The organism is Paracoccus sp. NFXS7 (genome assembly GCF_040148865.1).
Classification (GTDB): Bacteria; Pseudomonadota; Alphaproteobacteria; order Rhodobacterales; family Rhodobacteraceae; genus Paracoccus; species Paracoccus marcusii.
Map to the genome: position 1 here is coordinate 44,936 of NZ_JAKEKV010000005.1, position 13,576 is coordinate 58,511.

The window sequence follows — 13,576 nt, forward strand, 5'->3', positions numbered from 1 at the left end:
GGGAAAACCCGCGCGCCATTCCTATCGGCGCGACGACAGCGTCAGCAGACCCTTCTGCAGCAGGATGAAGACCAGCAGCAGCAGGCCGATCACGATCTTGGTCCACCAGCTGGACAGGGTGCCGTCGAAGACGATGTAGGTCTGGATCAGCCCCATCGTCAGCACGCCGACCAGCGTGCCGAACATGTATCCCGACCCGCCCGACAGCAGCGTGCCGCCGATGACCACCGCGGCGATGGCCGTCAGTTCGGTCCCCACCGTGGCCAGCGAATAGCCTGACCCGGTATAGACCGCGAAGACGATCCCCGAGAGCCCCGCCATCAGCCCCGAGAACCCATAGACCAGCACCGTCGTACGCCCCTGCGGGACGCCCATCAGGCGGGCGGTCTGCGCGCTGCCGCCCAAGGCATAGACGCTTGTGCCGAACCGCGTGCGGTGGGCGATGACCATGCCGACGGCAAAGACCGCCAGCATCAGCACCCCGATCAGCGTCAGCCGCCCCTTTCCCGGCATCAGCACATAGGCGCCCTGCAGTTGGCCAAAGAACGGGTGCGTGATGGGCACGGATTGCACCGACAGCAGATAGGCCGCACCGCGCGCCAGGAACATCCCGGCCAGCGTGACGATGAAGGCGGGCATGGCCAGCCGGTCGATCAGGAACCCCATCGCCGCCCCGAAGGCGGTCGTCAGCGCCAGCAGGACCGCAAAGACCGCCAGCGGATGCAGCCCCGTGTCGCGCAGCATCACGGCAATGAACACGCCCGAAAACGCGATCACCGCGCCGACCGACAGGTCGATCCCGCCGGACAGGATGACCAGCGTCATCCCCACCGCGACGATACCCAGATAGGCGTTGTCGGTCAGCAGGTTGCCGATCACCCGGGTGGACAGGATGTTCGGGAACTGGCTGTAGGCCAGCGCATAGGCCACGACGAATATCAGGATCGTCGCATAGAGCGGCAGGGCACGGGCGTTCATGCGCGGTCCCCCTGGGCGCGGTGGCTGTCGCGCCACAGTCGCCATTCCGAGGCGATGCGCGGCGATTGCAGGATCAGGATCACCAGCACCAGCCCGGCCTTGATGATCAGGTTGTATTCGGACGCGAACCCGGCCAGCAGGATGCCCGCGCTGATGGTCTGGATGATCAGCGCCCCCAGCACCGATGCCGCGATGGAGAACCGCCCCCCCAGCAGGGAGTTGCCGCCGATCACCACCGCAAGGATGGCGTCCAGCTCCAGCCACAGGCCGGCGTTGTTGGCGTCGGCGCCGCGAATGTCGGCGGTCACGATGATCCCCGCCAGCGCCGCGCAGAAACCGCTGGCGACATAGACGGCGATCAGCAGCACCGTGGCGTTCACCCCTGCCAGCAGGGCCGCGCGGCGGTTGATGCCCACCGCCTCGACCAGCAGGCCAAGCGCGGTGCGGCGCATCAGCAGGGCCGCGGCCGCGGCGGTGGCCAGCCAGATCCAGACCGGCACCGGCAGGCCCAGGGCCGTCCCCGAGCCCAGCCAGGAAAAGCCCGGATCGGTGAAGGTCAGGATGCGGCCTTCGGTGATCAGCTGGGCCACGCCGCGGCCCATCGTCATCAGGATCAGCGTCGCGACGAAGGGCTGGATGCCCACGACCGCGACCAGCACGCCGTTCCACAGCCCCGCCACCAGCCCCGCGCCAAGCGCCAGGGCCAGCGCCGCCCCCGCGCCAAGCCCCGCGGTCAGCGCCCAGGCCGCCGCCGCGCCGCAGATCGCCATGATCGTGCCCACGGACAGGTCGATCCCCCGCGTGGCGATGACCAGCGTCATGCCGACCGCCAGCAAGGCGACCGGTGCGCTGCGCTTCAGGATGTCGATGACCGGGCCGACCAGGCGGTCGTTCTGCACCTCGACGGACAGGAAGCCGGGATAGAAGACCGACACCAGCGCCACCAGGGCCGCCAGGGCAATCAGCTGGGGGGCGATGCGCGACATCAGGGTCATGCCGCCTCTCCGGTCCCGGCGATGGCGCGCATGATCGCATCCGCGCCGACCGCGCCTCCGGTCAGCTGGGCCACATGGGCGCGGTCGCGCAGCACGATCACGCGATCGGCCACCGCGACCAGTTCGTCCAGCTCGCTGCTGATGATCAGCAGGGACAGGCCGCCCCGGGTCAGGTCGCGGATCAGGCGCAGGATCTGGGCATGCGCGCCCACGTCGATGCCGCGCGTGGGTTCGTCCAGGATCAGGAAGCGCGGGTTCATCGCCAGCCAGCGGGCCAGCACGGCCTTTTGCTGATTGCCGCCCGACAGCTCTCCGATGGGTTTTTCGCGACCGGATGTTCGGATGTCCAGCTGACGGATGTAATCGTCGGCCAGCCGGTTCTGCTCTGCGCGCGGGATGGGACGCGCCCAGCCACGCCGCGCCTGCAGGCCCAGGATGATGTTCTCGCGGATCGACAGGTCAGCCACGATGCCGTCTGTCTTGCGGTCCTCGGGCGCAAAGCCAAAGCCCGCCGCGATGGCCGCGCGGGGGGTGCGCAGGTCGATGGGGCCCGCGTCGTCGCGGGCGGTGCCGGTCTGGGCGGGGCGGATGCCGAACAGCAATTCGGCCGTCTCGGTCCGGCCCGACCCCAGCAGACCGGCCAGGCCGACGACCTCTCCGGCACCCATGTCCAGGTCGAAGGGCTGGATGGTGCCGGCCCGGCCCATCCCCTGGAACCGCAGGATCGGGGCCGCGGGCGCGGCATCCGCGGCGGGGCCGGCCACCACATCCTCCAGCGCGCGGCCCAGCATCTGTTCGACCAGGGTCATGCGGTCCAGCCCGGCGATGGGCTGGCTGGCGACGCGGCGTCCGTTGCGCAGGATCGTCACCTGGTCGGCCAGATCGAACACCTGGTCCAGGAAGTGCGACACGAAGACGATCGCCATCCCCTGGTCGCGCAGGGACCGCAGCACGTCGAACACCATCCGCACCTCGGCCGTGTCCAGGCTGGCGGTGGGTTCGTCCAGGATCAGCACCTTGCCGGAAATGCGCACCGCGCGCGCGATGGCCACGATCTGCTGGATGGCCACGGAATAGCGGCCCAGGTCGCGGTCCACATCGATGTCCAGGCCATAGCGGGCCAGCGTCTGGCGCGCTTGGGCGCGCATGGCGCGGGTGTCGGTCAGCCCGAACCGGCGCGGTTCATGGCCGAACATCAGGTTCTGCGCGACCGTCAGGTTCGGCAGCAGGTTCACCTCCTGATAGACGGTGCCGATGCCCAGTTCCTGCGCCTGCAGGGTGGAACGGGGGTCGATCGGGGCGCCGTCCAGCATGACCGTGCCTCCGTCGCGGCGATAGGCGCCGGTCAGGCACTTGATCAGCGTGGACTTGCCCGCACCGTTCTCGCCCAGCAGGGCGTGGACCTCGCCCGCCGCGATGTCCAGGTCGACATCGTCCAGCGCGCGCGTGCCGGGAAACAGCTTGGTCAGCGACCGGATCGACAGCAGCATCGGCATTCCTTTCAGGGATCGGGCGGGCCTGTCGCGGCCCGCCCGCGCGGTATCAGTAGCCCAAGTCCTTGCGGCGGTCGTATTCGCCCTGCGGATCGTCGGCCGCCGTGTACAGCTTGGATTCGGTCTGGATGAACTTTTCGGGCATGGTTCCGTCGGCCCAATACGCCTCCAGCGCGTCGAAGGCAGGGCCGGCCATGTTGGGCGTCAGTTCGACCGTCGCATTGGCCTCGCCCGCCGCGATGGCCTGGAAGATGTCGGGCACCGCATCGATGGACACGACCAGGATGTCGGTGCCCGGCGCCAGACCCGCCTCCTTGATGGCCTGGATCGCGCCCACCGCCATGTCGTCGTTATGGGCATAGAGCGCGCAGATGTCCGCGCCGCCGCCCTCGGCCTGCAGGAAGCTCTCCATGACCTCCTTGCCGCGGGCGCGGGTGAAATCGGCGGTCTGGCTGCGCACGATCTCCAGGTTGTCATGGCCCGCGATGGCGTTCTCGAAGCCGGTCTTGCGGTCGATGGCGGGGCTGGAGCCCGTGGTGCCCTGCAGTTCCACGATACGGCAGGGTTCGCCCGCGACCTCGTCGACCAGCCACTGGCCCGCGACCTCGCCCTCGTGGACCAGATCCGAGCCCACGGCGGTCAGGTACAGATCGTCGGCGCTGTCGACCTGGCGGTCCAGCAGGACGACGGGGATCTCCGCCTCGGCGGCCTCCTGCAGGACGCTGTCCCAGCCCGTGGCCACGACCGGCGCCAGCAGGATCGCATCGACCCCCTGGGCCACGAAGGACCGGATCGCGGCGATCTGGTTCTCCTGCCGCTGCTGGGCGTCGGAAAACTGCAGCTGATAGCCGCGCTCTTCGGCCTGGCTGCGGGTCAGCGTGGTCTCGGCCGCGCGCCAGCCCGATTCCGAACCGATCTGCGAAAAGCCGATCGTCTCTCCCTCGGCAAGGGCCGCCCCGGCCGACAGGGCCAGCGCGGCGACGGTCGTCAGCATGGTTGCATGGGTCATGTGAACATCCTCCCTGGATATGTTTAGACTTTTGTCCGCGCGGCTGTCTTCCCTCAGTCGCGAAGGTCGTGCGGCAGCAGGGCGTCGGGCAGGTTCTGGAAGCAGACCGGGCGCAGCCAGCGCCGGATCGCCAGAGTGCCGACGCTGGTCGCGCCGAAATTCGTGGAGGCCGGATAGGGGCCGCCATGGACCATGGCATCGGACACCTCGACCCCGGTCGGCCAGCCGTTGGCCAGGATGCGCCCGGCCTTGCGTTCCAGGACCGGCATCAGCCGCGCCGCCAGGTCCGTGTCGCCGTTATCCATCTGCAGCGTCACCGTCAGCTGGCCGTCCAGCGCGCGGGCCACGTCCAGCATCTGCGCATCACCGTCGGCGGCCACGATCAGGCCAAGCGGGCCGAACACCTCATGTGCCAAGTCGGGGTTGTCCAGAAACGCGGATGCGGTCGCGCGAAAGACGGCGGGACGCGCGTTCCGGCCCGACGCCTCGGCCACGGTCACGGGCGTCGCCGCTCCCGCGACCGCCGCCACGCCGTCGCGGAACGACTGCGCGATGCCGTCGGTCAGCATCCCCTGGGCCGGTGCATCGGCCAGCGCGGCGGCGGCGGCACCGGCGAACGCGTCGGCCCTGTCCGCCGGAACGATCACCACGCCCGGATTGGTGCAGAACTGGCCCGCGCCCATCGTCAGGCTGGCCGCCCAGCCCTGGGCGATCTGATCGCCGCGCGCGGCCATGGCGGCGGGCAGCAGGAAGCAGGGGTTGATGCTGCCCAGTTCGCCATAGAAGGGGATCGGTTCGGGCCGCGCGGCGCACAGGTCGAACAGCGCGCGCCCGCCGCCCAGGCTGCCGGTAAAGCCCACCGCCCGGATCAGCGGATGACGCACCAGCGCCTGACCGGTCTGGTGCCCCGCCCCGTCCAGATAGGCAAAGACCCCGGCCGGCATGCCGGTCCGCCCGGCGGCCTCCAGGATCGCCTCGGCCACGATGCGGCCGGTTTCGGGATGGGCGGGGTGGCCCTTGACCACGACCGGGCAGCCCGCCGCCAGCGCCGATGCCGTGTCGCCCCCCGCGGTCGAGAAGGCCAACGGAAAGTTCGACGCGCCGAACACCGCGACCGGCCCCACCGGCCGCTGGATCATCCGCAGATCGGGGCGCGGCAGCGGCTGGCGGTCAGGCAGCGCCACGTCGTGGCGGCGGTCCAGGTAATCGCCCCTGCGGATGTGGTCCGCGAACAGGCGCAGCTGCCCGGTGGTGCGCCCGCGTTCACCCTGCAGCCGCGCGGTGGGCAGGCCGGTCTCGGCCGCGCCGGTTTCGGTGATCGCGTCGGCGCGCGCCTCGATCGCGTCTGCGATGGCCTCCAGGAACCCGGCCCGGGCGTCGCGGGACAGGGCGGCGAATTCCGGAAACGCCGCCTCGGCCGCGCGGGCGGCGGCGTCGACGGCGTCCTGGCCGTTAGCGTCCTGCCAGCGGCCAAGGATCAGGTGCTGTCCATCGCGGGGGTGGGTCATCAAGGTCTCCTTCAGAATTCGAACGGATCGACGGCATGCCGCCGGCCCGAGGTAAAGGCATCGGCGACCAGAACCATCGGCGCCAGGTCCACGTCGGACGCCCCCTGGCGCACCAGCCGCGCCATGCGGTCATACAGGGCGGGGTATTCCTGCATGATGCTGTCGCCGCCCGTCACGGGGCGGTCGTCGATCTGCAGGATATTGCCGCCGTTCCTCAGCACCAGCGTGCCGTCGTCGGTGACGATGCGGATGTCCCAGGTCTGCGGCCCCTGCTGGCGGAAATCCAGATCGGCGATGATGCCCTGCGACAGCTGCAGCCGCGCCGCGATGGGCGCCTGGCGGTTGGCGGGCACGTCCAGGTCGGCGCCCTGCAGATGCACAGGTTCGGGCAGGATCGCGGTCAGGATCGACAGGGCGTTGATGCCGGGATCGAACACGCCCATGCCCCCCGCGTCCAGGATCCAGTCCTGGCCGGGATGCCATTTGCGGATATCCTCGCGCCAGGTGATCCGGCCTTCGCGGATGGTGCGACCCGCCAGCCAGTCGCGGGCGGCGGCGACGCCCTGGGCCATGCGCGAGTGCCAGGTGGCAAAGATCGTCAGCCCCTGCGCCGCGGCCATGTCGCGCAGGACATGCACCTCGGACAGGGTGGCGCCGGGGGGCTTTTCCAGCATCAGGTGGCGCCCCGCCCGCAGCACCGCCACCGCCGCGGCAAAGCGCGGCACCGGCGGCAGGCACAGGCTGATCGTGCAGATCTCGGGGTGGGCCTCCAGCATCGTGTCGATGTCGTGAAAGGCCAGAACGCCCGGAACCTGCCCACTGCGCGACACGGTGGCCGCCAGGTCCCAGTCCGGGCTGGCGGCCAGCGCGGGCATGTGCTGATCCAGGGCGATCTTGCCGATGCCGACCAGGGCGATCTTCATCAGTGGCTGTCCTTTCCGACCGCATTGCCCCGGCACCCGCGCAGGAAGTCCATGTCCGCTCCGGTATCGGCGCCCATCACGTGGGCCTGGTGCAGGAAGGCGTAACCGCTGGTCGGCTGATCGGGCAGCGGACGCCACGCGGCCAGCCGCGCGGCCAGTTCCGCATCGGGGATGTCCAGGTGCAGGCGGCGGTTCGGCACGTCCAGTTCAATCATGTCGCCGTCGCGGACCACGGCCAGCGGCCCGCCTGCCGCCGCCTCGGGGGCGGTGTGCAGGACCACGGTCCCATAGGCCGTGCCCGACATGCGCGCATCCGAGATGCGGATCATGTCCGTTATGCCCCGGCGCAGGACCTTGGGCGGCAGGCCCATGTTGCCCACCTCGGCCATGCCGGGATAGCCCTTGGGCCCGCAATTCTTCAGGACCATCACGCAGGTCTCGTCGATGTCCAGCGCCTCGTCCGTGATGCGCGCCTTGTAGTGGTCGATGTCCTCGAACACGACCGCACGGCCCCGGTGCACCAGCAGATGCGGGCTGGCGGCGGACGGTTTCAGCACCGCGCCGTGGGGGGCCAGGTTGCCCTTCAGCACCGCGATGCCGCCCTGGGGCGTCAGCGGGTTCGATGCGGGGCGGATCACGTCGGGATTGTGGTTCATCACCCCCTTGACCTCGTCCCAGATGGACTGGCCGCTGACGGTCAGCGCGCCCTTGTGCAGCTGCCCCGCCTCGGCCAGGTGCTTGATGACCACGGGCAGCCCGCCGGCATAGAAGAACTCCTCCATCAGGTACTGGCCCGACGGCATCAGGTTCACGATGGTCGCCACGTCCCGCCCGCAGCGGTCCCAATCGTCCAGCGTCAGGTCCACCCCCACGCGGCCCGCCATGGCCAGCATGTGCACGACCGCGTTGGTCGACCCGCCGATGGCGCCGTTGACGCGGATGGCGTTCTCGAACGCCTGCTTGGTCATGATGTCGGACGGTTTCAGGTCGTCCTTGACCATCTGCACGATGCGCCGCCCCGACATCTGCGCCATGACGCGGCGACGCGAGTCCACCGCCGGGATCGCGGCATTGCCGGACAGCGCCATGCCCAAGGCCTCGGCCATCGAGGCCATCGTGCTGGCGGTGCCCATCGTGTTGCAGGTTCCCGAGGAACGCGACATCGATGCCTCGGCCTCCAGGAAATCGTCCTGGCTCATCTCTCCGGCCTTCACCGCCTCCGAGAACTTCCACAGATGCGTGCCCGACCCCACGCGCTCTCCGCGGAAATAGCCGTTCAGCATCGGCCCGCCGGTCACCACGATCGAGGGGATGTCGCAGGACGCCGCCGCCATGATCAGACTGGGCGTAGTCTTGTCGCAGCCGACCAGCAGCACCGCGCCGTCCATCGGCTGGCCGCGGATCGTCTCCTCGATCGCCAGGGCGGCCAGGTTGCGGAACATCATCGCGCTTGGCCGGAACGTGTTTTCCGAGGCAGAGAAGACCGGCACCTCGACCGGAAAGCCACCCGCCTCCCACACGCCGGCCTTCACCTTCTCCGCCAGTTCGCGCAGGTGGCCGTTGCAGGGCGTCAGGTCGGACCAGGTGTTCAGAATGCCGATGATCGGGCGCCCATCGAACAGGTCATGCGGATAGCCCTGATTCTTCATCCAGCCGCGGTGATAGATCGTGTCGCGTGACGTGCCGCCATACCATTCCTGCGAACGCAGACGGCGGGGCCAGGGGGCGGGGGTGAATGTCATGGGCCGGACCTCTACAGGGCCGCGACCGCGACGGGCGTCGCGTCGGCGGGGCGTTGCGTCAGCGGATTGACCAGCGGAAGGCCGAAATCCGGGCATTCGATCTGGAAGCTGTCGCCGTCGCGCGTGGTGATGCCGTCGGCAAAGGACAAGGTCGCGGTGCCGAAGAAATGCACGTGCACGTCGCCGGGCCGGCGGAACAGGTCGTACTTGAAGTGATGGTGTTCTAGGTTGGCAAGGCTGTGGGACATGTTCGCCTCTCCGGACAAGAACGGCTTTTCCCAGACCACCGCGCCGTCGCGGACCAGGCGGCTGGTCCCGCGCAGATCGGCAGGCAGCTCGCCCACCCGCAGTTCCGGGCCAAAGCTGGCCACCCGCAGCTTGGAATGGGCCAGCCACAGATAGTTGCCGCGTTCGGTCACGTGGTCGGAAAATTCGTTGGCCAAGGCAAAGCCCAACCGAAACGGGCGGCCATCGGGGGCGATGACGTAAAGGCCCGCGATCTCGGGCTCCTCTCCGGCGTCCAGGGCGAACCCGGGCGAGGTCAGGGGCGCGCCGGGGGCCACCGCCGCATGGCCGTTGCCCTTGTAGAACCATTCGGGCTGGGCGCCGATGCGCCCTTTGTCGGGCTTGCCGCCCTCCAGCCCCATGCGGAACATCTTCATGCTGTCGGTCAGCGTTTCGACCGCGCTCTGGTGCATGGCGTCGCGGGTGGATGCCGACCCCAGATGGGTCAGCCCGGTGCCGGTCAGGTGCAGATGCGCGGGGTCGTCATGGTCCAGCGGCACCAGCAGGCGGCCCTGGTCCAGCGCCTCGGCCAGATCGACCGCATCCCCCCGCCCGCGGGCCGCGACCTCGGCCGCCAGGTCCCGGCCCGCGGCGATCGCCGCCAGCGCCAGGCCGCGGGTCGAGGTCGCGCCGGGGACCAGATGCGCCGCGCCGTCGGTGCGGGCGGCGACGGCGCGGGTGCCGTTGGTCAGGGACAGTTGCGACAGGAACATGGATCAGACCTCGCGGTTCTTGTTGTAGACGTCGAAGAACACTGCGGCCAACAGGACCAGGCCCTTGATCACCTGCTGGTAATCGATGCCGATGCCCATGATGGACATGCCGTTGTTCATCACGCCCATGATGAAGGCGCCGACCACGGCGCCCACGATGCGGCCCACGCCCCCCGACATGGACGCCCCGCCGATGAAGACCGCGGCGATCACGTCCAGCTCGACCGCGAAACCCGCGCGGGGCGTGGCGGTGTTCAGGCGCGCCGCGAAGATCAGGCCCGCAAGCGCCGCCAGCAGGCCCATGTTGACGAAGGTCAGGAAGGTCAGCCGTTCGGTGCGGATGCCCGACAGCTTTGCGGCCTTGGCATTGCCGCCGACCGCATAGATGCGCCGCCCGATCGTCGTGCGTTCGGTCAGGAAGACATAGATCACCGTCAGCACCACCATCGACAGCAGCACGTTGGGCAGGCCGCGGAACCAGGCCAGCTTCCACGTCACGAACAGCAGCGCGGCGGCGACGATGGCGTTGCGCAGCACGAACAGGGCGAAGGGTTCGTCCTCAATGCCATAGCGGGCGTTGCGGGCGCGGGTGCGCAGGCCCAGCCACACGATCAGCAGCGTCGCCATCACGCCCACGGCCATGGCCAGCCCGTTCGGCCGCCCGATGCCCAGGATGTCGGGGATGAACCCCGTCGATAGCAGCTGGAAGTTCGCCGGGAACGGTCCGACCGACTGCCCCGCCAGAAGCCACAGCGACAGCCCGCGAAAGACCAGCATCCCCGCCAGCGTGACGATGAAGGACGGGATCTTCCAATAGGCCACGAAATAGCCCTGCACCGCGCCGATCGCCATGCCCATGACAAGGCAGATCGCCATCGCGGCCCAGACCGGCATGCCCCAGGTGACGATCATCACAGCCGCCAGCGCGCCGACGAACCCCATCACCGACCCCACGGACAGGTCGATATGGCCCGACACGATCACCAGCAGCATGCCAAGCGCCATGATGATGATATAGCTGTTCTGCAGGAACAGGTTGGTGATGTTCACCGGGCGCAGCAGTACGCCCCCCGTCACGATCTGGAAGAAGACCATGATCGCGATCAGCGCGAACAGCAGTCCGTATTCGCGGATGTGCCGCATGATGTAGTCGCCGATGCCGATGCCCGGCGCGCGGTCCGTCTGTTCCACGGCCATGTCCTTTCTATTCCCTGACGATCAGCGACATGATCGCTTCCTGGCTGGCCTGATCCGCGGTCAGTTCGCCCACGAAGCGGCCCTCGTTCATCACATAGATGCGGTCGCACATGCCCAGCAGCTCGGGCATCTCGGACGAGATCATGACGACGCCCTTGCCGGCGGCACTCAGGTCATTGATGATGCTATAGATTTCGTATTTCGCGCCCACATCGATGCCGCGCGTGGGTTCGTCCAGGATCAGCACATCGGGATCGGTGAACAGCCATTTGGCCAGGACGACCTTCTGCTGGTTGCCGCCCGACAGGTTCATGACCTTCTGGAACACCGACGGGGTGCGGATGCGCAGCTGCCGGCGATAGGTCTCGGCCACCTCGGTCTCGCGGCTTTCGTCCACGATGCCGCGGCGCGCGACGCCGTCCAGGTTGGCCAGGATGGTGTTGCGGCGGATCGTCTCGTCCAGGATCAGGCCAAGCGTCTTGCGGTCCTCGGTGACATAGGCCAGCCCTGCGGCAATGGCGCGGTCGACGGTGGACAGGTCCACCGGACGCCCCCGGACCAGCGCTTGTCCCGCGATGTCGCGGCCATAGCTGCGGCCGAAGACGCTCATTGCCAGCTCGGTCCGGCCCGACCCCATCAGCCCGGCGATGCCCACGACCTCTCCGGCGCGGACGGTCATCGACAGGTCGCGGATCATCTGGCGATCGCGCTGTTCGGGATGCCAGACGTTCCAGCCCCGCAGTTCGAACAGCACCTCTCCGGCGCGGCGGTCGCGGTCGGGATAGCGATGCGCCATGTCCCGGCCCACCATGTCGCGCACGATGCGGTCCTCGGTCAGGCCCTGACGCGCGTCCAGCGTGCTGATCGTGGCGCCGTCGCGGATCACGGTAACGCTGTCGGCCACGCGGCGCACCTCGTTCAGCTTGTGGCTGATGATGATGCTGGTGACGCCCTGGCCCTTCAGCTCCAGCAGCAGGTCCAGCAGGGCCTGGCTGTCGCTTTCCGACAGGGCCGCGGTGGGTTCGTCCAGGATCAGCAGGCGCACGTTCTTGGACAGGGCCTTGGCGATCTCGACCAGCTGCTGCTTGCCCACGCCCAGGGTGTCGACGATGGTGCCCGGCGTCTCGCGCAGGCCGACCTTGGCCAGCAGGGCCTCGGTCTGGCGGTACGTCTCGGGCCAGTCGATGACGCCGCGGGTGGCGCGTTCGTTGCCAAGGAAGATGTTCTCGGCGATGGTCAGCAGCGGCACCAGCGCCAGTTCCTGGTGGATGATGATGATGCCGCGATCCTCGCTGTCGCGGATGGTGCGGAAATCGACGGGCTGGCCGTCGAAGACGATCCGCCCGTCATAGCTGCCGGTGGGATAGACGCCCGACAGCACCTTCATCAGCGTGGACTTGCCCGCGCCGTTCTCTCCGCAGATGGCGTGGATCTCGCCCTGCGCGACGGTCAGGCTGACATCGTCCAGCGCCTTGACGCCGGGAAATGTCTTGCTGATCCCCTGCATTTCCAGAAGGTCTGTCATGGCCCTGCCCCGGATGGGGACCGCCCCGCGGGGGACGGTCCGGCTGGTGTCACTGCAACTGCTCGGGGGTGTAATAGCCGCTCTCGACCAGGATCTGCTCCCAGTTCGAGGCGTCGACCGGCACCGGCTCCAGCAGATAGGACGGCACGACCTTGACGCCGTTGTCATAGGTCTCGGTGTCGTTCACCTCGGGCTCGGTGCCCTTCAGCATGGCATCGACCATGCCCACGGTGACGCGGGCCAGTTCGCGGGTATCCTTGAAAACGGTGGAATACTGCTCTCCGGCCTGGATCGACTTGACCGACTGGACCTCGGCGTCCTGGCCGGTGACGATGGGCATGGTCTGATCGCCCGACCCGTAACCCACGCCCTTCAACGACGACAGGATGCCGATGGACAGCCCGTCATAGGGCGACAGCACGCCATGCACGGTGGCCTGGGTATAGTTCGACGACAGCAGGTTATCCATCCGCGCCTGCGCGGCCGATCCGTCCCACCGCAGCGTGCCGACCGTGTCCATGCCCATCTGGCCCGACGGGATCGCGATGCGCCCGTCGTCGATCAGCGGCTGCAGGACCGACATCGCCCCGTCGTAGAAAAAGTAAGCGTTGTTGTCGTCCGGGCTGCCGCCGAACAGCTCGACGTTCCAGGGTTTCACGTCGGGGAACCGCTCCTCCAGGCCCGCGACCAGCGAATTGGCCTGCTCGACGCCGACCGAGAAGTTGTCGAAGGTCGCGTAATAATCGACATCCGGCGTGTCGCGGATCAGGCGGTCATAGGCGATGACCTTGATGTCGGACGCGGCGGCATTGGCCAGCGCGTTCGACAGCGTGGTGCCGTCGATGGCGGCGATCACCAGGACGTCGACGCCCTTGGTGATCATGTTCTCGACCTGCGCCAGCTGGTTGGGGATGTCGTCCTCGGCGTATTGCAGGTCGGTCTCATAGCCGGCCTCCTGGAACTGGCGGACCATGTTGTTGCCGTCGTCGATCCAGCGGGCCGACGATTGCGTGGGCATCGAGATGCCCACGGTCTGGGCCGCGGCGCCGAAGGCCAGCCACGACGTTCCGATCGCCAGCGCGATCGCGGCGGTGTTCAGTCTCATGTGATTCTCCCTTTCGGCGCCGTGGCGCCGCCCCTCTCGAATGCTCCCGACAGGACGATAGCAAAGCGACGGGTTATCAGTAAAATGAGATTTGCGACCTTCA

General features: G+C 68.3%; 11 protein-coding genes. All 11 read right to left on the reverse strand.

Annotated elements, in window-relative coordinates; all coding sequences use genetic code 11:
• Positions 1-21: 21 nt before the first annotated feature.
• Genes yjfF through chvE form a run of 11 tightly spaced genes read right to left on the reverse strand, consistent with a single transcriptional unit; the run spans position 22 to position 13,473 of the window.
• Positions 22-978, reverse strand: a complete 957-nt coding sequence (gene yjfF, locus LZ686_RS10160; RefSeq protein ID WP_349547690.1) for a galactofuranose ABC transporter, permease protein YjfF — start codon at positions 976-978, stop codon at positions 22-24.
• The gene (locus tag LZ686_RS10165; RefSeq protein ID WP_148911547.1) at positions 975-1,973 is read right to left on the reverse strand and encodes an ABC transporter permease; all 999 of its coding nucleotides are present in this window, start codon (positions 1,971-1,973) and stop codon (positions 975-977) included. The genes yjfF and LZ686_RS10165 overlap by 4 nt, the downstream gene beginning before the upstream one ends.
• The gene (locus tag LZ686_RS10170) at positions 1,970-3,463 is read right to left on the reverse strand and encodes a sugar ABC transporter ATP-binding protein (protein ID WP_349547691.1); all 1,494 of its coding nucleotides are present in this window, start codon (positions 3,461-3,463) and stop codon (positions 1,970-1,972) included. Before LZ686_RS10170 ends, LZ686_RS10165 begins: the two co-directional genes overlap by 4 nt.
• A gap of 52 nt (positions 3,464-3,515) precedes the next feature.
• Complete coding sequence (gene ytfQ / locus LZ686_RS10175; RefSeq protein WP_084693910.1) at positions 3,516-4,475, reverse strand: galactofuranose ABC transporter, galactofuranose-binding protein YtfQ; 960 nt, start codon at positions 4,473-4,475, stop codon at positions 3,516-3,518.
• A 53-nt stretch (positions 4,476-4,528) separates the two neighbouring features.
• Positions 4,529-5,983, reverse strand: a complete 1,455-nt coding sequence (locus LZ686_RS10180) for an aldehyde dehydrogenase (NADP(+)) (RefSeq protein ID WP_349547692.1) — start codon at positions 5,981-5,983, stop codon at positions 4,529-4,531.
• 11 nt (positions 5,984-5,994) lie between these two features.
• On the reverse strand, positions 5,995-6,906 hold the full coding sequence (locus LZ686_RS10185; RefSeq protein WP_349547693.1) for a Gfo/Idh/MocA family protein: 912 nt from the start codon (positions 6,904-6,906) through the stop codon (positions 5,995-5,997).
• Positions 6,906-8,648 carry an L-arabinonate dehydratase gene (araD, locus tag LZ686_RS10190; RefSeq protein ID WP_295167405.1) on the reverse strand — a complete coding sequence of 581 codons (1,743 nt, stop codon included), beginning with the start codon at positions 8,646-8,648 and terminating at the stop codon, positions 6,906-6,908. Before araD ends, LZ686_RS10185 begins: the two co-directional genes overlap by 1 nt.
• Positions 8,649-8,659: 11 nt before the next feature.
• Positions 8,660-9,646: an AraD1 family protein gene (gene araD1, locus LZ686_RS10195; RefSeq protein ID WP_349547694.1), complete on the reverse strand. Its 987-nt coding sequence runs from the start codon at positions 9,644-9,646 to the stop codon at positions 8,660-8,662.
• 3 nt (positions 9,647-9,649) lie between these two features.
• Positions 9,650-10,843 carry a multiple monosaccharide ABC transporter permease gene (gene mmsB / locus LZ686_RS10200; protein ID WP_046001479.1) on the reverse strand — a complete coding sequence of 398 codons (1,194 nt, stop codon included), beginning with the start codon at positions 10,841-10,843 and terminating at the stop codon, positions 9,650-9,652.
• A 7-nt stretch (positions 10,844-10,850) separates the two neighbouring features.
• Positions 10,851-12,368, reverse strand: coding sequence for a multiple monosaccharide ABC transporter ATP-binding protein (gene mmsA, locus LZ686_RS10205; protein WP_349547696.1), 1,518 nt, complete (start codon positions 12,366-12,368; stop codon positions 10,851-10,853).
• Between the two features lie 49 nt (positions 12,369-12,417).
• Positions 12,418-13,473: a multiple monosaccharide ABC transporter substrate-binding protein gene (gene chvE / locus LZ686_RS10210; protein WP_084693901.1), complete on the reverse strand. Its 1,056-nt coding sequence runs from the start codon at positions 13,471-13,473 to the stop codon at positions 12,418-12,420.
• Between the last annotated feature and the right edge of the window lie 103 nt (positions 13,474-13,576).

What these genes read in the sequence shown, in the direction of transcription:
- araD (WP_295167405.1), bottom strand. Translation starts at nt 8,648, where the DNA reads ATGACATTCACCCCCGCCCCCTGGCCCCGCCGTCTGCGTTCGCAGGAA.
- chvE (WP_084693901.1), bottom strand. Translation starts at nt 13,473, where the DNA reads ATGAGACTGAACACCGCCGCGATCGCGCTGGCGATCGGAACGTCGTGG.
- LZ686_RS10180 (WP_349547692.1), bottom strand. Translation starts at nt 5,983, where the DNA reads ATGACCCACCCCCGCGATGGACAGCACCTGATCCTTGGCCGCTGGCAG.
- LZ686_RS10165 (WP_148911547.1), bottom strand. Translation starts at nt 1,973, where the DNA reads ATGACCCTGATGTCGCGCATCGCCCCCCAGCTGATTGCCCTGGCGGCC.
- mmsB (WP_046001479.1), bottom strand. Translation starts at nt 10,843, where the DNA reads ATGGCCGTGGAACAGACGGACCGCGCGCCGGGCATCGGCATCGGCGAC.
- LZ686_RS10170 (WP_349547691.1), bottom strand. Translation starts at nt 3,463, where the DNA reads ATGCTGCTGTCGATCCGGTCGCTGACCAAGCTGTTTCCCGGCACGCGC.
- mmsA (WP_349547696.1), bottom strand. Translation starts at nt 12,368, where the DNA reads ATGACAGACCTTCTGGAAATGCAGGGGATCAGCAAGACATTTCCCGGC.
- yjfF (WP_349547690.1), bottom strand. Translation starts at nt 978, where the DNA reads ATGAACGCCCGTGCCCTGCCGCTCTATGCGACGATCCTGATATTCGTC.
- araD1 (WP_349547694.1), bottom strand. Translation starts at nt 9,646, where the DNA reads ATGTTCCTGTCGCAACTGTCCCTGACCAACGGCACCCGCGCCGTCGCC.
- LZ686_RS10185 (WP_349547693.1), bottom strand. Translation starts at nt 6,906, where the DNA reads ATGAAGATCGCCCTGGTCGGCATCGGCAAGATCGCCCTGGATCAGCAC.
- ytfQ (WP_084693910.1), bottom strand. Translation starts at nt 4,475, where the DNA reads ATGACCCATGCAACCATGCTGACGACCGTCGCCGCGCTGGCCCTGTCG.